Here is a 23,560-nt window from a genome sequence, read left to right on the forward strand (position 1 = left end):
AAAAAGTTAGGAGACGATAAGAATTGAGCATGCATGTACCTGTTATACATAACGATTTAAAGTGTGGTGATAATTTATTAGAATTACTTTATGCAGAGGCTAATGAGCACTTGAGAGAAAACGACAAAAAAAGAGACCAAATTTTGATTGTAATTGCAACTTTGAGTGGAGCTATATTTGGCTTTTATGAAAAACTAAAAGGGCTCCCATTGGGATATAAGATAACTATGATGTTATTAGTTTTAATGTTATCTATTTTTGAACCTTTTATTTTGATTACATACAGAAAATGGCATATAGTTTACCATTTAGGCGCCAAAGTTTTACAGCAGATTATGTATATTGGTGTGGAAAGGGTTTCTGTACAGCTTATAAAAAGGCTATTAGAAGATAATATAAAAAAGCCTACTCTAACACGATTTATAACTACTACTGAAACCATGATTTATAATCTATCCCTTTTTATGAATATTTCCAACATGTATATATTGTTTTATTCATATGGCAAATTTCATCCTGGTTTCATAGTAAGCATGTTTATGGGATACTTAATTTTATATAACTATATTCATTTTCGTAATATAAAGGAACTTTTAAGCAAAATTTTGACCGAAAAAGGCTACCAGGAGATATGGCTTTTAGATTTTATAAAAGACCTCTCAGCAGATATTTATGAGAATAAATATTTAAAGATAATTGTTGATGACAAAAATGTAGTAAAAGTAATTAACAAAAATAATGGATGTGTTGTTGTGCCAATTACTTCTGCAAATAAGATTATATTGATTGAAATATTTCGTGATACAGTAAATAGAAATGTTTTAGAATTACCGCGTGGCTTTGCAGAGGAGTCGGAAAGTACAGAAAAAGCAGCCCTAAGAGAACTGGAAGAAGAAATTGGAGGTCAATGCAGCAGAATAATTAAAATAGGAAGCTTCTATCCTGATACTGGATTATATAAAGCTGAAATAGACGTATTTTTAGCTTTGGATACTAAATACGCCATTAGAAAACATTCCCTTGCAGAAAATATAAGAGATCAAGTTGTTGAATAAATAATTATACCATTAATGTTATTATATAGAACTATAAATTATTCCACGTGTATTTAAAAGAAAATTTACAGTTTTCAATTTTTTGAATATAGACCTCTATCAAATAAGTAATCATTATCCAGTCCACATGCCTCTTATATGTTCTAAAACCTCTTAACCTTATTTGTTCTAAATTGTATTCTCCTTTTAACTTCCCAAATAATCTTTCAATTTTTGTCCTTTGCTTATATAACCTTTGTCCTTCCTCACTTCTTAAAAATTCCATATTTTTTACCCTCAAAATATTTTTTACATTACTAAAATCCTTACTATTTCTCTTATTTACCGCCGCTACAAACTTTATCTCAAGTCTATCTGCCACCTCAAACCACTTCGCACAATCATAACCTGCATCCGCTAATATTACTTCAGGTCCAAATATCTTAGCTTCATACAAAAGTTCTACTACTTTACTGTCATGGATATTTGCACGTGTCAACCACCATACTATAGGTATAACCTCATCTTCAACTGTTGCCAACACATGTAATTTATACCCATTGTAAAAACCTAAACTAACACATACTCCTACTTCTGCCTCTTTGTCACCCCTCGAGCTTCTCAAAGGTGTGGAATCTATAGCACAAACTTTTGTCTGCGGAACTATTTCTCTCACTAAAATTCTTGCTATCCCTTCTATATACCCTTCTTCAATTACCTTTGCCCATTTCGAAAAATATGAATGATCAGGGCTCTTCTCTATCCCTATAGCCTTTTTAAATTCTTCATCTTCATTTATCTTGTATTCTAATTCCCTGAAGCTGTTTATCTTGTTTTTGACTTTGTAAACAAAACAAGCTATTATATGGCTTAGCTTAAATTTCTTCGGTCTTCCTCTCCTGCTGCTCTTTATCTTTAATCCCAGGGCTTTTATTACTTTCTCAATTGTCATAAGTATCTTTAAAAATTTTTGTTTTTGTGTTTTAATAAAATTAGACATTGCCATCCTCCTTTGTTAGGTGTTTTTAGTCTTCTCTTATCGTAATTTTACCTCAAGGAGGATGGCTTTTTATATATCTATTTATTGTCTTTTCTGTTAATCCCTTTTATTCAACAAGCTAATAAGAGATATTAAAGAATTTGATATAACAGAAATTTACTTAAAACTACTAAATGGAGAAATATTTGATAGTTACACTGTTACAGCATTAGTATTTGCCCTTAGGCATATTTTAAATAAAATTTAAGGAAGAAATTCCAAAATACATGATAAAACATCGTGTTCGACCGGGAATTACTGGTTAGGCACAGATTCATGGACTGAGGGGTGACACCTCAATTGAAGAAAGAATAAAATATGATATTTGGTACATAGAGAACTGGTCTTTTTGGTTGGATATAAAGATCATATTGGCAACTATCTTTGGCGGAAAGTTTATGGAGAATGCATATTAGAACCTGTGCTTTTTGAAGGAATCAAAAGCAGTTGAATATATAATTCCAATCTGATACAATATAAAAAAACAGATCCTCTTTGGAGGCACTGAAATGTCAGAGATGGAAATGTTAGAGAAAATAGTTTTAGGGATAGAAGAGTTAAAAACAGATATGAAAGAGGTAAAAATTAGACTTGACAGGGTTGAAGAAAGGCTTGACAGAGTTGAAGAAAGGCTGGACAGGGTTGAAGAAAGACTTGATAGAGTTGAGGAACGGCTTGATAAGCTTGAAGTGAGGCTTGACAGGCTTGAGGAAAGAGTTGGTGAGCTTGAAGAAAAGGTTGATGCTTTGGAAAGAGAAGTTTCTATTGTTAAAAATGACATCAGAAATATGCAGGCAGAAATGCAAAGTTTAAAACAAGCCATATTAGAAAATACAGGATGTATAGATACACTTTTCAATGCTTTTGGAGGGGTTATGCAATTTAAAGCAGATATAGAGAATTTTAAAGCTGAGATAAATAGATTTAAAGAGGAAGCTTCAACTAAAGTAGAAAATCTTGTTGAAGTTACTAACAAAATAAAAGAAGAATATGGTAGACATGACATTGATCTTAGGATTATGAAAGAAAAAATAGGAATTTTAATATAAACTACATAAATAAATTGTTTTTGTATATTACAAGAAAAAAGGGGCAGTTCAAGATTAAAAGCCCCTTTTAATTATTCTTTTAATAAATTTTTGTAATACTCTTCAAAATGCCCATAGGTTTCATCATCAAATAGGCAAAACACAACCTTTTCAATGCTTGTTTTTATGCTGCTCAAAAAATCAATAGCAGTGTCAATCAAAATCTTTGCGCACCTGTCCTTTGGAAATCCAAATATGCCACTTGATACAGCCGGAAATGCTATACTTTTTAAATTATAAAGGTGAGCAAGATACAGGCTATTGTATATTGCCCTGGAAAGCTTTTCATCCTCATTGCCTTCACCATAGATTGGACCGACTGTATGTATTACAAACTTGCATGGAAGATTATAAGCATTTGTTATAACAGCATTTCCTGTTGGCAGAAAGCCAATCTTATTTATAATCTCATCTGATTCTTTTTGTATCTCCTGCCCACCTGCTTTTACAATTGCAAGAGCAACTCCACCACCGTGGCGCAGGTGGCTGTTTGCCGCATTTACAATTGCATCAACATTTTCTTTTGTGATATCGCCTTTTTTGATGGTGATTTTTTGGAAAATTTCTTTCGTGGACAATTTATTTTCACCCCCAGACTTCAAAAATTTTTTTGCTGAGTTGGCTGCTGGGCTTTGTTTTTGCTTATAATTTCGTCAAACACAGCTTTTGTGTCAATGCCAAATTTTTCTAAAGAGGAAAGAATGCTCAGGCATACAGTAACTTGAGTAAAAAGGCTTGCAGCAAGTATTTTTCCGCAATCTGTGGTTGGGAAGGAGGAATATTCGTCCAAATTTCTTTTTATATCTTGAGATACGCTATTGTAAACTTGAACAAGCTCGTCAAACGATTTTTTTTCGGGAGAAATCTTTATAAGAGGTTTTTTCTTTCTAAAAAGAAATAACAATTTATTGTAAATTATTATAAGGCCTATGCCAAACAAAAGTCCAAGTACGAAAATCAAACTGACCTTCAAGTAATCACACCCTTTCAAAAATTATTATACATCAAATTTATAAAACGTATCAAAAGCTTTAAATGTTACATTTAATTGGCTTCACCTCCTTTCTCCCTTGATATTTCACTTTAGCCTTTTGCAAAAACGCTCAAGATGAGCGTTATCAAGCTTTACATAGAATCAAAAAAGACTGGTCACCCTCCTCATAATTGTAGTAAAATATGATTATATAAAACAAATTTTCTACTATGAGGAGGGTTCCAAAATGTTCAACACCAAACCTAAACAACTTTCTTTCATAGACCTATTCTCCCACCTAAAGGCTTCGGCTCTCTACAAGCCTGAAAGCCTCTTGGGCTTGTTCAATAAATTCATTGACTTGTCACATTATATACCTTCTTCTTTCTACAATGCCTACTACAAATATTTCGGTAAGCATAGATACTTCTCTTTAGAATCTATGCTTTGTTGCTTCCTCGTCCAAAAATTGCTCAAACTCAATACTTTAACTCAGCTTCGTGCTGTCTTACTCAACTCATTCGAACTTCGCTCATTTTGTAATCTTCATGGCAATGTCCCTTCTATCTCTACTCTCTCTCGCTTTAGAAAAATATTTGCAAGTGAAATCCATAAACTTTTTCAAAATATCTCTATCCATGCACATAATATTTCCATCCAACAATGCCCTCAAGATTCTTCAATCTTAATCTTCGACACAACAGGTATTGTCCCAAAGGTTCGTGAAAACAATCCTAAATTCATTCATCTACTGCTGAAAAATACCTCAAAAGCTAACCCTGAACTTCCCTCTGAAAAAGTCTACTCTCTCGTTTATTCTTCTTTGCCTAAAACTGCTAACGCTAATTCTAACATCCGTCTTATGTTTGTAAATGGCCATTTCTGCTGGGCTTTAAAATTTGCAGTCATTACCAACGCTCTCGGTATCCCTTTAGCTTTAGTACCTCTGTTTAACTATGATTCCCCTTCCTCTGACCCACAAGAAGCAAAAGCTATCTCCGACTCTAAAGGTTTAATTCCTTCGCTCGAAACTTTATTCTCTTATATCCCCAAAAATTTCTCCACTTTCATCGCCGACAGTGCTTTGGATTCCCACAACATATACTCCACTTTAAAAAATACCTTTAACTTCTCCAAAATCGTTATTCCACTAAATACAAGAGCTTCTAAAAATACTACACCTACATCAGACCCCAATATCGTTATTTCTGAAGATGGTATCCCTATCTGCAAAAAGTTCAACAAACCTTTTAAACCCGAAGGCAAATGTCAGGGTAAAAATCGCTCTTTGCGCCTTAAATGGACTTGCCCTATGTCACAATACAAAGATGGCAAACGCATCTGCTCTTGCCCTCAGCCTTGTACTACCTCTAAATCGGGTAGAATGTTCTATACATACCCAGATAACTTTCGCTCTTTCCCAGGTATCAACAGAAATTCACAAGAGTTTTTTGACCTCTACAAAAAACGTGTCGCTGTAGAGCAGACTATTTACCACCTGAAATCCTACATGGGCTCTGATACTATCTCTACTTATGACCATATTTCTATTTTCTCTGATTTCTTGCTATCTGCCATTACTTTCTCGCTCTTGTTTATTCTCGCTCACAATATCAAACTCTATTGCTCTAAATTGACTATCAAAAAACTTAACAAGCTCAAAAAACTTATCGCTTAATACTACTATTTTTTAAATCTATTTCTTACAAAAAATTTCTGGTTTTGTTTTTACTTAACCTTCTAAAACAAGGAGTTAAGAAGGCTTAGGATATTATTGTCTTTTTTGAAGTTGTTAATTTTTGTCATATGTTTGTTGCTGATTATTTTTGTTGGTATTGATAATATTTGGTTTTCACTTCTCTTTTCTTTTTGTATCTTGATTGTATTTCATGTTAGTATTGGTGCCTTTTACCTTCAATCACCACCTATTTTGCAAACGCCTACCCTTGATATTTCACTTACCAACTTGCAGTTTTTATGCACTGATTTTCTTTATAGGGACTGTTGTTCTACCGTTTAGGACAAATCTGTCGTGCTGAAAAAGCGACTTGAACAAGAAGGGAAGGTCATAGAACTTTCTTTGAAGATGAGGCTTGTCTTTGTAATGATGAAGGTAAAACGGTTTTTTGGAACTCTGGACGTATTCAATAAGCCACTCATCGCAAATGGTTCTTACTCTAACAAGATTTGAATGTATCTCATAACACTTAAAGCCATATTCTTGAGCCAGCTTTGTTGCCTCTTCAAAGAGCCAATTGTTCTGGCTCAAAGCTATTATCACACTCCTTTAAAATCAGTTTTTAGATTTTCTCCACTTTCCTTGTTACCATTTTCCTCTTTTCGATAGCCACAAAAAATAATTATATTTCTCAATAAAAATTTTCAAAGTTCAATTTTTATGCGAAGTTGTGAAAATAGACTTTTGTCACACAAAAAATACATATTGACAAATTTTAATAGAATAACTAAAATGTAAATTGTATTTTTCATCTTGATAGCAATAAAAACATTTAATGGGAGGTAAACAAAAGATGTATTCTTTCCGCAGAGGAGTTGCAGTAATAGCGATTTTTGCTTTTATATTTAGCTTTATCTTCCCGGTTACATTTGTTCAAGCTGCATTTAAAGATGTAAATTCAAACTATTTGGGCAAAAGACCTTATCGAAAAGTGGAGCAATACATATCAGGTTGTAAAAGGATATTCTGACGGCACTTTCAAACCTTCCCAGTATATAAGCAGAGCTGAGTTTGCTAAGCTTTTAGCCAATGTCATAGGAGAAATTTCTGTAGATACTGGGTTAAATTTTAAAGATGTAAAAAAGACAGATTGGTATTATTCAGCTTTTAATTCACTGTCAAGATATATAACTGGATACAACGACCAAACATTAAGACCTAACAAAAATATAACAAGAGAAGAGGCAGCTGTCATATGTGCCAGAGTATTTGGGATCGAACAGGTCAATGACAACAATGTGCTTTCTGCTTTTAAAGATGCAGATGAGATCTCTTCATGGTCAAGAAATTATGTAGCTGCGCTTGTGCAAAAAAATTATATAAAAGGATACCCAGATAGCACATTTAAACCCAAAAAGTTTATAACTCGGGCAGAGGCATTGAGTATCTTAGACAATATCATAGGTTTACTTTTACATAAAGAGGGATATTACACTTCAAAAGAAGTAAAAGGCAATCTTGTTATCAACAAGTCTGGTGTAAGAATAAATGGCTTTTCAGTAAACGGAAATGTAATTATTGCGGAAGGTGTGGCTAAGGGAAGTGTAAGAATTGAGAATTCCAATATTAATGGCAGCATTATAATTCGCGGTGGCGGTGAACACAGTATAACTTTAGAAAATGTAAAAGCACAAAAGGTAAGAGTTGACAATATTCAGGCGGCTACAAGAGTTGTAGTTTCAGGAAATTCTAATATTGAAAAAGTAGAAGTAAAAGAAAATGCAATAATAGAGAATTTGTCCAAGTTACCAATAAAAAGCATTGTGATTAGTTCAAATGAATCTTCAAGTATTTCTGTTTCTGTAAAGGGAAATGCAGAGAGCGTTGAAATTATTTCGGCAAAGGCAGAAGTTAATATAACTCAAGGGAATATAAATAAGGTTATAATTCAAAACCAAGCAAATTTAAAAGTTGAAACAAACTCGAAAATACAGGAGCTGACTGTAAATTCGCAGAACGTTAAAATATTGTCACAGGGCATGATCGAAAAAATACAAGTAAATGAAGAAAAGGTATATGTGAATAATAATGAGGTCACAAAAGGGCAAATAGTTACAGTTATAGATGGCAAAATGGAAAAAATCCGAAATCAGCAGCAAACTTCAAGTCAGAGTAATACAAGCAGTACTAGTTCCCCAACAACATCAAATAGCACTGCTTCACTTTCAGAAGAAGGCAGCCAGACTTCTGTTGGAAGTATAGAAAGCACAACTCTATCTGGCTCTGGACAAACAGGTGGGACACCTTCTGGTCCAACAGGCAGTTTGCCATCAGGTTCAACAGGTGTGTCAAGCTCAGGAAATGTTGCTTCGGTTTCTGTTGACAAGGAAACAATCTTAGTTGCTCAGGACAATACTGTCAGTGTTACAGTGAAAGATGCTCAGGGCAATCCTCTTTCTGGCAAATTAGTAACAATTGATGGCAAAAGTAGCTATACAAATTCAAACGGTGTTGCAACAATTTCACTGAATGTTTCTGAGAGCAAAGAATTAATTATAAATGTGGATGGTAAAAACTATGCTGGCCTTTTGTATGCAATCAAACCAACAGAAGGTGTTATAAAACTTAAGTTAAAAACAGGTGCTGATATTTATGAAAACCAGTTTAATGTAAAAATTGTGGGGCAGTCTTCACAGTTTAGCCAAATATTTCAGGCAAATACAACTGAATTAGGTGTAATTGTGCCAGTAGGAAATGATTACAAAATTTTAGCATGGAAGTATGCCACTGAGAAGGGGCTTATTTATGCGTTGATTAGCAGTGTAAATGTGGTAAACGGAATGAACAGAATTGTTGTTGACACAACAACATCTGAGTTTGTAAATGCGACTATAAGCTTCTCTTACGAAAACAAAATGTTGACAGATTATGAGTTTTCAGTGGCAAATAGTACTTACAGTGATGTTTTTACAACCGATGATGTAAAAGTAAATCTCCAGAACAACCAGATAAATATAATTGCAAACAAAGGCACGTATACAATTAAGATTGCAAAAGAGATAAATGGCGAAAAATTGTATTTTGTTAGAACATGCCAGCTAAATACCTCAGGTGCTACTTTAAAGTTTGCTTTTACCTCACTTAAAAAATTAACATTTACATTTAATGGATTGTCGAACTTAACTTCTGTTGCAGAGAGCGTGTATGTAAAGCTAAATAACCAAAGATATCAATTGTCTGATGATTTGAGTGTATATTTGCCCAAAGGAACATATACCTTAGATGCGGTTGAGGTAGAAACTTTTGATACTAATAATTCTCATTTAAAGTACACTTTTGCTGTGGATGAAAATAGATTACCTTTGTCAATTGATCTTACTTTACCTGATGAAGAAGTTACCAAACAGGTAGATTTTAACATAAACGAAAATGAAAGTGACTTGGTTGTTTGTAATATAAATGATGAAAGAATAACCGGCTTAAAATCAGGATCTGTTGCTGTTTTGTACGAAAATATAAAAACACACAGTGGTTACAGCTTAGATGTTGTAATAGATGGTGCATATCCTAATTTCCTTGGACTTGAGATACCTTACGGTACAAACATAACATTACAGGATGGTATACAGCTTCAATCTCTTAGCGTATTGGCAACAAAAATATTAGAAAATAAAGTTTGCGCGACCTTATTCTATGTACCCAGTGATACAGCAGATGGCAACTATAATTTAATGATTCAAAAAGATTTAGGACCACTTTATGAAAATCTTGTCTTAGAAAAGAGTTATTCTTTTGAAATTAGTTCAAATGGTGATGCTTCAGGGTATGCGGAGAAGACTTCTAATGTATCAGAAATAGTTGAAAAGGTTTCATACAAAATCGACTCAACTGCTGATGATGTAATATTTATAAGTTTGCCTGCAAACCTACAAATAGCTGACTATAACCAGTTGTGTCAGAATATTTTCATGAATTTAATGAGAAATTACCCGCTGGCATTGGATTATGGAGTAAATGACGTTATAGGTATCAGATTTTTCACAGGCAGTGCTGAAGACGTTATGATGTTTATAATTCCTTATATTTATGAAAAACAAGAAAGAATTGCAAGAAGACAAGCAGTTTTACAAAAGGCTCAAGAAATAGTTCAAACAGTAATAGACCAGACATATAATGACTATGACAAAGTTTTGGCATTACATGACTATTTGATACTTCATACAAGGTATGATATTGAAAGCTACCTTAACCATAGTGGACCATTTGACATTCACACCGCATATGGAGCGCTTATAAATGGACTTGCGGTGTGCGATGGTTATGCAAAAGCAATGTATGTACTTTTGAACACTGCAGGGATAGAAACAATTGTTGTATACGGTGAAGCAGGGGATGTGGCAAGCAAAGTCGGGCATGCATGGAATATGGTAAAGCTTGATGGAGATTGGTACCAGCTTGATGTAACGTGGGATGATAGGGATAGTCTTGGAGGAGTGGAAATTGATTATAGCTACTTCAATGTAACAGATGATGATATTAGCTCTGACCACTGGTGGGACAGAAACTTATATCCAACATGTACAGCAACTAACTATAAATATGGAAATTACTACAAAGCAGAAATAGTACCGGAAGTTGTTTACTATAATTTGCCGAACATTGTGCAGATTGTTGTTAAAGACTACAAAGGAAATCCACAACCAGAAAGGCTTGTTACAGTAACTTACTATGACTTTACTACGCAAACTGATGAAGTTGCATTTGTCGGATATACTGACCAAGACGGAAAAGTTGCATTTAACGTTACACCTACTGAGTTTACAGCCTACAAAATCTATGTAACACCAAGAATGGAACTAAAAGGCTATATTGATGTTATTGAGAAATTAAAACCGGTCACGATAAAATTTAATTTAAATGGCACAGAAGTAACTCAATTTGGTTTAGTTAGAAATGGAATGGAACTTTTCTATACTAATGATGGACAAATTTCTGTTGATATGAGCGTATATTTTGATAACGATGTAACACTATTTGGAGAAGGTTTTGTAGTAAAAAGAAGCTTGAGCTTTGATGGTTATGACTCAGAAGAAGTTACTGTTTTCAACGATATATATTACGATGCATCTGTACAGCTACATGTATATGATGGCACGGCTGACATTGTAGGTGCAAGTATTTACATTATCGACAAAGATACTTACAAGGAGTTATTTGTTGGAACCACAGATGCAGCTGGCAGGTTGCCTCTAATTATTACTAAAGGAGAATATGTTGCAAAGATTGTGTATGGAGACGGAGATGAAGACGTCAAAAACTATGCATATGCAAAATTAAATATCTTCGAAGATTCCCAAATAGATCTTGATTTGGCTAAGTTCAGCACTGTCCAATTTATACCTCACTTTACTGAGGGTGGATTGGGCTTAAATGATAGACTCTACATTGGATTTGAAACATCTGCATCTTATGCCAAGATTGCAACTTTTATAGGCAAAAGACGTGAAGCCAAATTTGCCCCTGGTGATTATGGGTATGTTTGGGTTTTTGCACACAATCCTTACTATGATGACCCAAGGTCATTGGGATACAAGCCAACAGAAAAGCTTGTTATTTCACCTTATCCGCAGATTATAACTTATGACCTTGGCATTGATGCAAGAAAAATTGCAATAAAAAGTGTGTATAAGTTCAATAAGGATACTTGGGAGTTTGAGCCAACCACATTAGATAGTATTTACCAGGGCGATGTGTTGAAATTGGACATTTATATTCCAACTTACAGTCACTACATCATAGGAGAAACCGGCGTATGCATGGAGATGGTGCAAGAGAATCAAAGAAGTATATACTTTGTAGCTTCTGCTATACCGTATCCAGTAACTGCTGTAATAAAAGCACAGGATTTGAATGAATATAATCTTGAAGAATTCTTCCTGGGTTTTGATGATAAAGCAGATACATGGAGCATCATCTTGGCAGGTGTGAATGGTGATTTGAATTCCACTCTGATTATAAATCTTCCATTTGCACCGTACGATGGAAATTACACATTGCAATCTCCGATTAAAGTATATCAGGCTCAAAATTCTTCGAGCGGTGGTTCACCAAGAAGAATATTTATAAAGATGCTTCAGCTAAAAAATAATTTCAAGCAGATAAATTCCATAAAAAAGTAAGGAGAAATGAGGGAGAGACAAATCTCTCCCTCATTATTTGTTTGCAATATTACAAGGCTGTACATAATATTCAAAAAACAGTAAACAAATTTTAACTTGATAAGAGAAAATAGATGCATTAAAATATAAAAGTTATAGTGAAATAAAGGTTGACAATAGAAAAACAAATTTTTAAATATATCTCTTTCCATGGAGGTTTTTAACTATGGAAAAGCAAGTAAAATACATTTTTGTCACAGGCGGGGTAGTGTCCGGGCTTGGCAAAGGGATCACAGCAGCGTCAATTGGCAGACTTTTAAAAGCGCGCGGCTTAAAAGTTACAATGCAGAAGTTTGACCCGTATATAAACGTTGACCCTGGAACTATGAGTCCATATCAGCACGGAGAGGTCTTTGTCACAGACGATGGGGCTGAGACCGACTTAGATCTTGGTCACTATGAAAGGTTCATTGATGAAAACCTTACAAAAAACAGCAATGTCACAACAGGGAAAATTTACTGGTCTGTAATTCAAAGAGAGAGGCGTGGCGATTTTCTTGGTGGCACGGTTCAGGTAATACCCCACATTACAAATGAAATTAAAGAGAGAATCTACAGGCTTGGCAAAAGCAACTCAACAGATGTTGTGATAACAGAGATTGGTGGGACTGTTGGTGATATTGAAAGCCTTCCATTTTTGGAGGCAATAAGGCAGGTTGCAACAGATATTGGAAAAGAAAATGTTCTGTATGTTCATGTAACCCTTGTTCCTTACCTGTCAAAGTCTGGAGAGTTGAAGACAAAACCCACACAGCACAGTGTAAAAGAGCTTAGATCAATTGGCATTCAGCCTGATATTATTGTTTGCAGAACAGAAAAGCCACTTTCACAAGACCTCAAAGCTAAAATTGCACTGTTTTGCAATTTAAAACCTGAATATGTCATTCAGAACTTGGATGCAGAAAGCCTGTATGAGGTGCCTCTCATGCTTGAAAAAGAGGGTCTTGGTGAGATTATATGTGAAAAACTTGGTTTTGCCTGCACAAAGCCAGACCTTTCTGACTGGATTGAGATAGTTGAAAAAGAGAAAAACCTTAAAAAGAATGTAACAATTGCCCTTGTTGGCAAGTATGTTGAGCTTCATGATGCATATTTGTCTGTTGCAGAGGCACTAAAACATGCAGGGATTGCAAACGACAGCCATGTTGAGATTCTGTGGATAAACGCAGAGGAAGTTACTTATGAAAATGCCAGCGAAAAACTCAAAAGAGCAGATGGGATTTTGGTGCCGGGCGGATTTGGTGACAGGGGTATTGAAGGCAAGATTGCAGCTATAAGATATGCAAGAGAAAATAAAATTCCGTTTTTTGGAATATGCTTGGGAATGCAGTGTGCTGTGATTGAGTTTGCAAGGAATGTGCTTGGGTTAAATAGAGCAAACTCAACAGAGTTTGATGAAGAAACACCATATCCTGTGATTGACATCATGCCAGAGCAAAAGGACATATTCACAAAAGGCGGTACTATGAGGCTTGGACTTTACCCGTGCAAGCTTGAGGAAGGCACTCTTGCCCACCGAATTTACAATGATGAGCTTGTATATGAAAGGCACAGACACAGGTATGAGTTCAATAATGAATTCAAGGAAAGATTCAAGCAAGCCGGCATGGTATTTTCAGGAATATCGCCAGACAGAAGGCTTGTAGAGATAATAGAGCTGAAAGACCATCCATGGTTTTTGGGCGTGCAGTTTCATCCCGAGTTCAAGTCGCGCCCGCAAAGACCTCATCCAATCTTTACAGATTTTATAAGAGCATCTCTTGAGCACAAGGCGAAAAAAGAGGGGGTATGAAGACTTTTAGACCCCCCTCTTTTTGTTTCGATAGCTTCCCAGAATAGCTTTATCTTCGCCTTCGTCTGGTGTATGTGAGGTCCAAAGTTTTTGGCCTTTGCTGCCTTGGCAGCTCTGAAATAAGGTATATAACAAAAAGATGAATTAGAAATAGCACAAGGTTTAGTCCCACGTGTATGTAAATGTAAAGAGGTCTTTGAAGAATTACCATTTTGGAAGATTCTCTTGCAAATTCTACAAATCCCATCAGGTGTATTGAAAAAACCTGCAAAAGCAGTATCAAAAAGTTTGGGAAGCGGACATTGAACATAAATAAAATGGCAAGGATGCATGATATAATAAAGCCTGGCAGAAGCAGCAGGGTTGATGTTGTGTAAAGTCTTAAAACAATTGTTATTAAGAATATAACAAGCAGGCATATTGATGACCAGGCAAGAAGAAGCATGCTGCTGCTTGAAAACAGGTTTGTGCCTGCAAAAAAGCAAAGGTATATCAAAAGCCAAAGGAATATTTCAAATGCCACGTTTCTATTTTCCATAGTATTATAGCTCTTAAAAGTATATTTTAAGAGCTCTTTCCCTCCTTTTTTAGCAGCGTGAGAGGTTTTAATTTTAGAAACTACTCCAAAATCAATTATACATTAAAATATCGAATTAGTGTATAATTAAATTATCGAGGTGGTAAGATTAAAAACCTTCATCTAAAAAGAAAAGGGAGGATATAGGAATCTCATGTCGAAAGCACATATCCTTGTTGTTGACGATGAAAAACCAATTGTTGATATTATAAAGTTCAATTTGGAAAAGGAAGGCTACAAAGTGACAGCATCGTATGACGGTGAGGATGCGTTAAATAGAATAAAAAGTGAAAACTTCGACATGGTTCTTTTGGATGTAATGCTTCCCAAGATTGACGGGTTTTCTGTGTGTAAGAAGGTTCGTGAGTTTTCGGATGTTCCCATTATAATGATAACAGCAAAGGCTGATGAAGTCGACAAAGTTTTGGGTTTGGAGCTTGGAGCAGACGATTACATAACAAAACCGTTTGGCATAAGAGAGCTTATTGCAAGGATTAGGGCAAACTTGAGAAGGACAGCCCAGAGTTCCACGCAAGATGGCAAGGTGTTAAAAGCAGGGGCTTTGACCTTGAACCCTGAGACGTTTGAGGTGAAGAAAAACGGCAAAGTTATTGAGCTTACCGTAAGAGAATATGAGCTTTTGAAGTTTTTGATGTCGCAAAAAGGTCAGGTGTTTTCAAGAGAAGAGCTTTTGGAAAAGGTTTGGGACTATGAATACTATGGAGATGTCAGAACTGTGGATGTTACTGTAAGAAGACTGAGAGAAAAGATAGAAGACAACCCGTCTGAGCCGACTTTTATTTTGACAAAGAGGGGAATTGGCTACTACTTTAATCCGAACATATAAAGGTAAGGGGAATAAAATACACGATGACAAGAAGCATAGAAAGCAGGCTCATACTTGTTTTTGGGCTTTTAATTTTGATGGTCATGTTCATATCAAGTTTTTTTATCATAGACAGGACAAAAAACTACTTTTATGAAGATGTCCAGAAAAAGATTGAGTTTATGGTAAGCTCATCACTCATCAGGCTTTTAGAGGATAAAAACCTGACACAGGAAAGAATTCAAACTATCGTCGACCAGTCGATGAAAGAAAGTCAGTACGGGTTCATGATTCAAAAACTCATTGTGACAGATAGTAGAGGGAAGGTTCTTGCATCTTTCCCGAGGATGGATATTAGTTTTTTCCCGTCAGATGAGATTTTGACAAGCCTTGCGGGCTACAAGGTTGTAAAGCGGGAAGTAGAGGACCAGGCGATGGTTTTTGCATTCCCGATAAAAAGTGGCAGGTCGGTAGAAAGGGCACTGTATTTGGAGGTGTCTGTTCAGAATATTCTTGCCACGGTCACTGACATCAAAAACATACTTCTGATGGCTTATATTGTTGCCATGATATTTTCACTCTTTATTGGTTTTCTATTTGCAAAGACTCTTTCTAACCCGCTCAGAAAACTTACCAAGCAGGCACTTGAGATGGCAGAAGGAAATCTTGATGTGAAGATTGAAATTTCCAGCCAGGATGAGATTGGTAAGCTTGCAAGCGCTTTTAAGGTCATGGCGACAAACGTAAAAAAATATATATCAGAGCTTGAGTTTGAAAAGCAAAAGCTTGAAAGAATACTTCAGAACATGTCGGATGGAGTTTTGGCTGTAAACTCTAAAAATGAAATCATTCATATAAACGAGAGTGCCAAGAAGTTTTTGAAAGGTGATGTTGAAAGGTTCTTAGAACATGTTCAAAGTGATAAAGATTGGGGCGTCACACAGCACATATATGAAGTCGATGGGTGGACGCTGGAAATCAGCACAGCAGCTTTTATAGACTCTTACCAGGGCACTGGTACAATATTTATCCTTCACGATATAACCCAGCAGGCAAAGCTTGACCAGATGCGAAAACAGTTTGTTGCAGACGTGTCTCATGAGCTTAGAACTCCAATCACAACCATCAAGACATATTCTGAAACTCTTTTGGATGTTGATGATGAGGCTGTGAAAAGAGAGTTTTTGGGTGTGATCATAAAAGAGTGTGATAGGATGACAAGGCTGATTTCTGATCTTTTGTATCTTTCGCGACTTGACAGTGGTGAGAATATTTTGAAAATTGAAGAGGTAAATGTTAGTGAACTTGTAAGGTTTGTGTGTGAAAAGATGAGGATTCATGCAAAGAAGAAAAACCAAAAACTTTTATGTAGTGCAGAGGAAAACGTGGTGATTGAGGCTGACAGAGACAGGCTTGAACAGGTGCTGATAAATCTTATAAACAACGCTGTTGTCTATGTCCAGGAAGGCGGGCAAATAGAGGTTGGGCTTGAAAAGGATGAGGAGCATGTGAAGATAACTGTAAAGGACAACGGGCCAGGAATTCCTGAAGATGATCTTCCGCGCATATTTGAAAGGTTTTACAGGGTTGACAAGGCAAGGTCGCGAAGCCTTGGTGGTAGCGGGCTTGGTCTTTCGATTGCTGATGAGATTGTAAAGGCACACGGCGGGAGGATTTTGGTTGAGAGCAAAGAAGGGGTTGGTACAACCTTTACTGTTGTGCTTCCCGTGAAAAGGGGTGTGTAACATCTTTTGTAATGCGCTCTTAACACGGTTGTAACAAATTTGTAATAATAAAATTGTATAATGTAAGTAGGATGATTGTAACTTGACGGTGAGGCTGAAATGAAAAAGCTTGGGCTGGTACTGGCGATGATACTTATTTTGTCAATAGGTACGGTGGCTTTTGCAGATAGCAGCAAAACATCTGCCAAGGCAAAGAATATAAATTCAGTTGAGATAGATGGGAACAAGGTGACAGCAACTGCATCTTCTCTTGTTGAGATAGCAGAGTATGATGTTGAGCTGAGCACTCCAGTATTTGTTTTATCTGGTAAAGGATCGGAGGGCGTGGAAATTTGCATATATACAAAAAAGGACAAGAAAGAGGCATTTTCGCAGAGCAATCTTGTTGAAAAGTTTACGGTGGGCAAGTCGGGTTATTTTGCTAAGAAGATCAGTGTAAATGAAGGTACCACATATATTCTGGTTGTTGCAACAAAAGATAGTGACACTCAGCTGAGCCTTCTAAAAGTCTCATACGAAAAGAAAGAGAGTTTTCTTGCGAAGGTTGAAAAGGCAATATCAAATTTTATAAGTTCGCTTGGCAAATAAAAAAAGAGGGTAAGGTGGATGAGAAAAAGTAAGGTAGAAGTTATAAAAAGCATAGTGCTGAGTATACTTGTTATACTCAGCATTTATTTGTATTACAAGGTTTATTTTGACTACAAGGTTGAAGACATTGTAAAAGCAGTTGACATTTATCAGAATTCTCAGTCAGATCAGGAACTTTTGAAAAAGGCAAGGAAAATTCTGGCGTCCCCAAAGGAGATGTACTTGAACATTTCCAAAAATGTAGCTGTCAGAATACTGAGCAATCAAGCTCAATATTCGCAGGTGGTTTTAAAATTCATAGAAGGAATTGAAAAATCGCTTGTAAAAAAAGAGTTTGAAATAAGCTTAAGAAACATTTCTGCCAACTTTTTTAAACAAAAAAGGGTTTTAATTTTAAGCTACGGATATCAAATAGACTTCAATACTTTTGTGTATGAGCTGACAAAAAGAAATATTGGTAATGCTGCGCAAGGCTTTGAGTTTAACAGGATTTTCATTGAAGAAAATGGCACGGGTACAGTACTGTACTTTTTCAACTCTCAAAAGCAAAGAGCAGTTGTGATGAGGTTTTCTCAATTTGGCTTTATGCCTTTGGAAGATTCGATTGAGAAGGATCTAAAGCTTGTATATTCATGGTCAGATAGTCTTGGATTTACTGAGATTGCCAATAAAGACATTTTGATACCGGTTGAGTTTTCAGATGTCCAATTTTCTGAGATAAAGACAAGGGAGAGTAGCTACAAAAAAGAGCTGATTGTGCGACGACTTTTTCCAGATACAATCTTGACAAGGAAAAATATCTTGAAAAATGGTGATGTGGTAATAACAGATGAAAGAAGAACTCTTCAGCTAAAGAATGACGGAAGATTTGTTTTTGAATACTCGGAAAGTGTCTTTGGCGAAAAGGTTGACTCTATTTCTGATGCGCTGATGTTCTACCTGAAAACATTTTACACAGAAGAGGACTTGAGAATTTGTAAAGTTGAGCTCCAAAAAGAAGGTGACTTTAAGGTATATCTTACGACAAGAGCAAATGGCATTGATGTGGTTGCAGGAGATGAAGAATTTTGTGCTAAGATTGAAGTGCAAGGCGGAAGGCTACAAGAAATTTCGGGGCATCTTTTTGACATCCTCAAGGTGAGGACCTCTCAGATAAAGGTTGACGGTATTGCAGCAATTGACACTATAAAGGAAAGAAAAGGAGATATTTTTATAGAAGAGATAGACCTTGAATATATTTCGGGTGGGGCAAGCTCATACCCTTACTGGAAAATAAAAACCCAGAGCGGGGTTGTATATGTTGAGACAATAAAGTAGTAAAAGGAGACTTGCTCGTGAAGATGAACTGGGCAAAAGCAAAAACAACTGCAATTGTGGTGTTCTTCTTGATATCTGTTTTTCTTGTCATAAAATATCTCAACCTTTTTCCAAAAGAAGAAACTTTGACAGATCAGCAAATAAACATGGCAAAAAGTATACTTTCACAAAATTCTATAAAACTCTCTTGCAGTATTGATAGGAAGATTTATTATGTGTCGAAGCTTGGCGTTGCCATTGAGAGCAAGTATGATAATATTGTGACAAAGCTTTTTGGGAAAAGGGTTGACAGATATCAAAATGAGTTTGAAAGTAGCATCTACCACCTCAAAATCGTAAACCAGACACTTTTTTTGGAGTCCAAATATTATCAAGACCCGTTTGAGCTTTTTGACATAAAAAGGGGCGATTATATAAAAGACTACGATGGAAGCTTTGTGCAGGTGTACAAGGGCTATCCCATTTTTGATGGAAGGCTAACAGTAAAAGAACAGGGAAGTTCTACCTTGTACATCTTTACAAGAGTCAATCCCAGAAGGTTTGAGATTAAACGAAGCAGAGCAATCTCAGCCTTGGAGGCAATTTTTAACCTTTTGAACCAGCAAAGAGGCATAAAAGAAATTCAAAATATAAAGTTTGGATTTTATTTGAAAGATTTCAACATCATCCAAGGCCAGGCAATTCCTGTTTGGCGGATTGTTGCAGACGGCAATGTTTATTATATAAACGGGTTTACGGGGATGTTGGAGTAAGTAGCTGAGAAGTAGAGAAAATGAGCAGGGCAGGGGCTTTATAAACTTTTGAGCCTCTGCCTTTTTGTTTTTGCTCAAAAATCTTAAATTTAGATACCACTTCTTAAAAAAGCCCTCTTTTTTATAGACTTTGCCCCATTTTATAATAAAATCAGAAAAATAAATTGTAGCTTATGTAATATAAAAAATATTACCTTTGCAGAAGGAAGGCGATATGTCATGGAATCAGCTATTTCAGCAAATAAGCAGCGTAGCCGCCAAAGTGGTTTTAGAAGATTTTTGCACAAATTAAATGAACAAAAATACCTTCAGGCAATGGCAATACCTGGTGTAATTTGGATGATTATTTTTAACTATATACCAATGTATGGAATAATAATTGCATTTAAAGAATACGACATAACTTTGGGGTTTAATAAATCTCCATGGGTAGGTCTAGCTAATTTTAGGGAATTTTTTGCTGATGAAAGATTCTGGCTGATAATAAAGAATACAGTGGGAATAAGCTTTTTTAAACTTCTTGTTGGATTTCCTCTTCCCATATTGTTTGCAGTGCTTCTAAATGAGCTTGTGTCAGTTAGGTTCAAAAGAACTGTTCAAACAATATCTTACCTGCCTCATTTTATATCTTGGGTTGTGCTTGGCGGAATACTTATGAACTGGCTATCAGAAACAGGTCTTATAAATATAATTTTAACAAAAATAGGAATATTAAAGCAGCCTATAGCTTTCTTAGCAGAACCAAAATATTTTTGGGGAATAACAGTTGTATCTGAAGTTTGGAAGGAACTTGGCTGGAACGCGATAATATACTTAGCTGCAATTGCTGGAATTGACCCCGAACTTTATGAAGCAGCAACTGTCGATGGTGCAGGAAGGTTTACAAAGATGTTCAAGATAACCATACCGTGTATCTCTGGTACAATTGCTATTATGTTTATTTTAGCAGTAAGTGGGCTTATGAACTCTAACTTTGACCAGATATTTGTTCTCAGAAATCCGCTTAATGCAGATGCTTCAGATGTAATTGATATTTACGTTTACCGAATGGGAATAGAAGCATTCAGATTTTCGTATGCAACTGCAATAGGACTTTTTAAATCGATAATTGCGTTGATATTACTTCTTACTGCAAATGGAGTAACAAAGAAACTTACTGATAAATCATTATTCTAAATTTCTGTATACTGCAAACTTGATTTGTGAAAAGAGGTGTAAAAAGATATGAAAATCAAATCTTCAGTTGGGGATAAGATATTTAACATATTTAATGTAACATTAATGCTTATAATATGTTTCTTAACATTATATCCAATTTGGTACATCATAGTATATTCATTTAACGAAGGAAAAGATGCAATGCTTGGCGGTATTTACTTTTGGCCGCGCAAGTTTACGCTGGATAACTATAAAACAGTGTTTAGCAATAGCGACATAACAACGGCGTTCATGGTAACAGTGGCACGAACAGTTATAACAACCACGCTGCATGTATTTTTCACTGCAATGGTTGCATACGCCTTTTTGAGAAAAGAGCTCATGGGAAGAAAGATTTACATGGCAATGGGAACAATAACCCTCTTTTTTGGAGGAGGTCTTATACCATATTTCCTGCTTATTAAAAGTTTGGGACTATACAATACCTTTTGGGTGTATGTAATACCTGGAATGTTCAACTTTTATAATCTCATTATATTTCAAGCCTTTTTCAGAGAACTTCCCATTGAACTTGAAGAGTCTGCAAAAATTGATGGTGCAAACGACTTTATAATATTTACAAGGATAATACTTCCACTATCAACACCAGTTTTAGCAACAATAGCTCTTTTTGTAGGCGTTTATAACTGGAATGACTATTTTATGGGGGTTATATTCATTAACAATCCGAAGCTTCAGCCGATACAAACATTTTTGTACAAGGTCATAGCCCAGACAACATCTAATCAGATGCTCGCATACGCACCAGGTGGGATTGCAACCAGAAATGTAACTTCTCAATCTCTCAAAATGGCTACAATGGTTATTACCACCTTGCCAATTGTGTGTGTCTATCCATTTTTGCAGAAGTATTTCGTTAAAGGTCTTTTAATTGGTGCTATAAAAGGATAAGAAGGTGCAAATAAAACTTATCAGAGGCGTTGACTGCACGTTATGTGCAGTTAATGAAAAATAAAAAAAATATACAAAAAGGAGGTATTTTTAGCATGAAAAAGCTCAAATTCAAAAGACTTTTTGCTGTGCTTGTAGTCATTGCGTTTGTTGCAAGCTTAATTCCATTTGCGATTGGCAGTGCAGCAAGCTCTGTCAAGCCTGGCTGGAAAGAAGATAGCAAAAAACCAATCACATTTGATTGGTACATCAACTTTTCATGGTTTGGGACAAAATGGGGTGGAAATGCAGTTTCTGACTACATCACTAAAAAGACGGGCGTGAAGATTAACTTTATAGTCCCTGCAGGAAATGAAAATGAAAAGCTCAATGTTATGATTGCTTCAAACACACTGCCAGACTTTATAACTCTTGGCTGGTGGGAAGAAGCAGTAAGAAAAATGATATCAGGAAAACTTGTATATGCTTTGGATGAGCTTGCAAAGAAGTATGACCCGTACTTCTTCACAGTTGCAAACAAACAAAGACTTGGCTGGTATACTCAGCCGGACGGTCATGTTTATGGCTATCCAAACGCATCTTACACACCAGATGACTTCAAAAATCCAAAGCTCAAAATATATTCAAACCAGACATTCCTTGTAAGAAAAGATATGTACGAGGCTCTTGGCAAGCCTGACATGAGAAAGCCAGATACATTCTTGAAAGCTTTAGCTGATGCAAAGAAGAAATTCCCAACAGTAAACGGTCAGCCACTTATTCCGATTGGATTCCACGAATTTACAGACACAGGCTGCTACTCACTTGAAAGCTATCTGTGGAACTTCTTAGCACTGCCTCGTGAAAAGAATGGAAAACTTTACGATATTGTTACAAATCCAGAATACATCAGATGGCTCAAGACATTTAATGAAGCTTACAGAAGAGGGCTCATTGCAAAGGATGTGTTCATTGACAAGAGAGCGCAAATGGAAGAAAAGATTGCTCAGGGAAGATACTTTAGCATGATTTATCAGAGAACAGACTTTGTTGCTCAGCAGCAAGAACTCTACAAGAAAAATCCCAATATGGTCTATATAGCAGTTGACGGTCCTGCAAACTCAAAACTTGAAAAACCAAAGCTTGCAGGTCCTGGCATCGCGGGATGGACTCTCACCATGATTTCAAAGAATAACAAAGATCCAAAAAGAGCCATAAGATTTATGAGCTACTGGCTCAGCCCAGAAGGTCAGAAAGATTTCTATCTTGGACCAAAAGGTGTAACATGGGATGTAATCAAAGGCAAAGAGCAGTTCAAGCCAGAAGTAGTAAAACTTATGCAGACAGACAGACCAACATTTGACAAGAAATATGGTGCAGAGCTTACCTATTGGATGCTTGGCGACTGGCCATATGTATCTCAATGGGACCCTGGCATGCCACCATACCTGCAACAGATGGCTGACTGGACAATTGGCAAAACAGTTAGCTATGCTCAGTATGATGGACTTGAACCACCAGCTGACAGCCCAGAAGGTATTATTGCAAGAAAGGTTGCTCTCAAGTGGGGGCAGACTCTGCCAAAACTTATAATGGCTAAATCAAGCGCAGAGTTTGATAAGATCTTCAATGAATTCCAGAACTACAAGAAACAAGTTGGTTATGACAAGGTACTTGCTTATCAGCAGAAGAAGTTAGAAGAGAACAAGAAGAAGCTGGGAATTAAATAAAGTCTGTTGCTTTGTTACAAAAGAGGAATTTTTCAAGACTCAAAAGGCTGATGGTTTTTCATGCCATCAGCCTTTTTTAAAAGCAGGAAGGTATTGTTGTTTTGAATGGTCTTAT

The 23,560-nt window shown here is 36.0% G+C and carries 19 protein-coding genes and 2 pseudogenes; 16 read left to right on the plus strand and 5 right to left on the minus strand.

Features of this window, described 5'->3' with window-relative positions:
- Positions 1 to 29: 29 nt before the first annotated feature.
- Positions 30 to 1,055, plus strand: a complete 1,026-nt coding sequence (locus tag CALHY_RS13265; protein WP_238524617.1) for an NUDIX hydrolase — start codon at positions 30 to 32, stop codon at positions 1,053 to 1,055.
- Between the two features lie 31 nt (positions 1,056 to 1,086).
- Here the strand turns inward: CALHY_RS13265 and CALHY_RS00205 are convergent, their stop codons facing one another.
- Positions 1,087 to 2,034 carry an ISNCY family transposase gene (locus CALHY_RS00205; RefSeq protein ID WP_013402015.1) on the minus strand — a complete coding sequence of 316 codons (948 nt, stop codon included), beginning with the start codon at positions 2,032 to 2,034 and terminating at the stop codon, positions 1,087 to 1,089.
- Positions 2,035 to 2,273: 239 nt separating this feature from the next.
- On the opposite strand from CALHY_RS00205, the pseudogene CALHY_RS14055 reads away from it, so the two are divergent.
- Both CALHY_RS14055 and CALHY_RS00210 read left to right on the plus strand, forming a co-directional pair.
- Positions 2,274 to 2,489 (plus strand): annotated as a pseudogene (locus CALHY_RS14055) (sugar transferase); the annotation flags it as partial.
- Between the two features lie 93 nt (positions 2,490 to 2,582).
- Complete coding sequence (locus CALHY_RS00210) at positions 2,583 to 3,122, plus strand: coiled-coil domain-containing protein (RefSeq protein ID WP_013402016.1); 540 nt, start codon at positions 2,583 to 2,585, stop codon at positions 3,120 to 3,122.
- Positions 3,123 to 3,193: 71 nt separating this feature from the next.
- On the opposite strand, the gene CALHY_RS00215 is transcribed toward CALHY_RS00210, so the two are convergent.
- Complete coding sequence (locus CALHY_RS00215; RefSeq protein WP_013402017.1) at positions 3,194 to 3,739, minus strand: macro domain-containing protein; 546 nt, start codon at positions 3,737 to 3,739, stop codon at positions 3,194 to 3,196.
- Positions 3,740 to 3,759: 20 nt separating this feature from the next.
- Entirely contained in the window at positions 3,760 to 4,134 is a 375-nt protein-coding gene (locus CALHY_RS00220) for a hypothetical protein (protein WP_013402018.1), read from the minus strand.
- A gap of 247 nt (positions 4,135 to 4,381) precedes the next feature.
- Here CALHY_RS00220 and CALHY_RS00225 point away from each other — a divergent pair, with 247 nt between their 5' ends.
- A complete protein-coding gene (locus CALHY_RS00225) occupies positions 4,382 to 5,812 on the plus strand; it encodes an ISNCY-like element ISCahy1 family transposase (protein ID WP_013402019.1) in 1,431 nt (476 codons plus the stop codon).
- A gap of 297 nt (positions 5,813 to 6,109) precedes the next feature.
- Here CALHY_RS00225 and CALHY_RS00230 read toward each other — a convergent pair whose 3' ends face one another.
- A complete protein-coding gene (locus tag CALHY_RS00230) occupies positions 6,110 to 6,403 on the minus strand; it encodes a hypothetical protein (protein ID WP_013402020.1) in 294 nt (97 codons plus the stop codon).
- A gap of 262 nt (positions 6,404 to 6,665) precedes the next feature.
- Between CALHY_RS00230 and CALHY_RS13810 the strand changes: the two genes are divergently transcribed.
- The 4 genes and pseudogenes from CALHY_RS13810 to CALHY_RS00240 all read left to right on the plus strand — a co-directional run bounded on the left by CALHY_RS13810 (position 6,666) and on the right by CALHY_RS00240 (position 13,822).
- On the plus strand, positions 6,666 to 6,842 hold the full coding sequence (locus CALHY_RS13810; RefSeq protein ID WP_013402021.1) for a hypothetical protein: 177 nt from the start codon (positions 6,666 to 6,668) through the stop codon (positions 6,840 to 6,842).
- Positions 6,796 to 7,002 (plus strand): annotated as a pseudogene (locus tag CALHY_RS13815) (S-layer homology domain-containing protein); the annotation flags it as partial. The gene CALHY_RS13810 and the pseudogene CALHY_RS13815, both read left to right, overlap by 47 nt.
- 108 nt (positions 7,003 to 7,110) lie before the next feature.
- Positions 7,111 to 11,991, plus strand: a complete 4,881-nt coding sequence (locus CALHY_RS00235) for an S-layer homology domain-containing protein (RefSeq protein ID WP_013402022.1) — start codon at positions 7,111 to 7,113, stop codon at positions 11,989 to 11,991.
- A gap of 205 nt (positions 11,992 to 12,196) precedes the next feature.
- Positions 12,197 to 13,822, plus strand: a complete 1,626-nt coding sequence (locus CALHY_RS00240) for a CTP synthase (RefSeq protein WP_013402023.1) — start codon at positions 12,197 to 12,199, stop codon at positions 13,820 to 13,822.
- A 49-nt stretch (positions 13,823 to 13,871) separates the two neighbouring features.
- Here CALHY_RS00240 and CALHY_RS00245 read toward each other — a convergent pair whose 3' ends face one another.
- On the minus strand, positions 13,872 to 14,360 hold the full coding sequence (locus tag CALHY_RS00245; RefSeq protein ID WP_013402024.1) for a hypothetical protein: 489 nt from the start codon (positions 14,358 to 14,360) through the stop codon (positions 13,872 to 13,874).
- A gap of 193 nt (positions 14,361 to 14,553) precedes the next feature.
- On the opposite strand from CALHY_RS00245, the gene CALHY_RS00250 reads away from it, so the two are divergent.
- The 8 genes from CALHY_RS00250 (at position 14,554) to CALHY_RS00285 (ending at position 23,445) form a co-directional block, all read left to right on the plus strand.
- Positions 14,554 to 15,246 (plus strand): response regulator, encoded by a 693-nt coding sequence (locus CALHY_RS00250; RefSeq protein ID WP_013402025.1) that lies wholly within the window; start codon positions 14,554 to 14,556, stop codon positions 15,244 to 15,246.
- A 23-nt stretch (positions 15,247 to 15,269) separates the two neighbouring features.
- On the plus strand, positions 15,270 to 16,970 hold the full coding sequence (locus tag CALHY_RS00255) for an ATP-binding protein (RefSeq protein ID WP_013402026.1): 1,701 nt from the start codon (positions 15,270 to 15,272) through the stop codon (positions 16,968 to 16,970).
- 99 nt (positions 16,971 to 17,069) lie between these two features.
- A complete protein-coding gene (locus CALHY_RS00260) occupies positions 17,070 to 17,558 on the plus strand; it encodes a hypothetical protein (RefSeq protein WP_013402027.1) in 489 nt (162 codons plus the stop codon).
- Between the two features lie 18 nt (positions 17,559 to 17,576).
- Positions 17,577 to 18,875 (plus strand): two-component system activity regulator YycH, encoded by a 1,299-nt coding sequence (gene yycH, locus CALHY_RS00265; protein ID WP_013402028.1) that lies wholly within the window; start codon positions 17,577 to 17,579, stop codon positions 18,873 to 18,875.
- A 23-nt stretch (positions 18,876 to 18,898) separates the two neighbouring features.
- On the plus strand, positions 18,899 to 19,627 hold the full coding sequence (locus tag CALHY_RS00270; RefSeq protein ID WP_013402029.1) for a two-component system regulatory protein YycI: 729 nt from the start codon (positions 18,899 to 18,901) through the stop codon (positions 19,625 to 19,627).
- A 219-nt stretch (positions 19,628 to 19,846) separates the two neighbouring features.
- Positions 19,847 to 20,803 (plus strand): ABC transporter permease, encoded by a 957-nt coding sequence (locus tag CALHY_RS00275; RefSeq protein ID WP_013402030.1) that lies wholly within the window; start codon positions 19,847 to 19,849, stop codon positions 20,801 to 20,803.
- Between the two features lie 48 nt (positions 20,804 to 20,851).
- The gene (locus CALHY_RS00280; RefSeq protein WP_013402031.1) at positions 20,852 to 21,736 is read left to right on the plus strand and encodes a carbohydrate ABC transporter permease; all 885 of its coding nucleotides are present in this window, start codon (positions 20,852 to 20,854) and stop codon (positions 21,734 to 21,736) included.
- Positions 21,737 to 21,831: 95 nt separating this feature from the next.
- A complete protein-coding gene (locus CALHY_RS00285; RefSeq protein ID WP_013402032.1) occupies positions 21,832 to 23,445 on the plus strand; it encodes an extracellular solute-binding protein in 1,614 nt (537 codons plus the stop codon).
- Positions 23,446 to 23,560: the final 115 nt, after the last annotated feature.

Source organism: Caldicellulosiruptor hydrothermalis 108 (assembly GCF_000166355.1).
GTDB lineage: Bacteria > Bacillota > Thermoanaerobacteria > Caldicellulosiruptorales > Caldicellulosiruptoraceae > Caldicellulosiruptor > Caldicellulosiruptor hydrothermalis.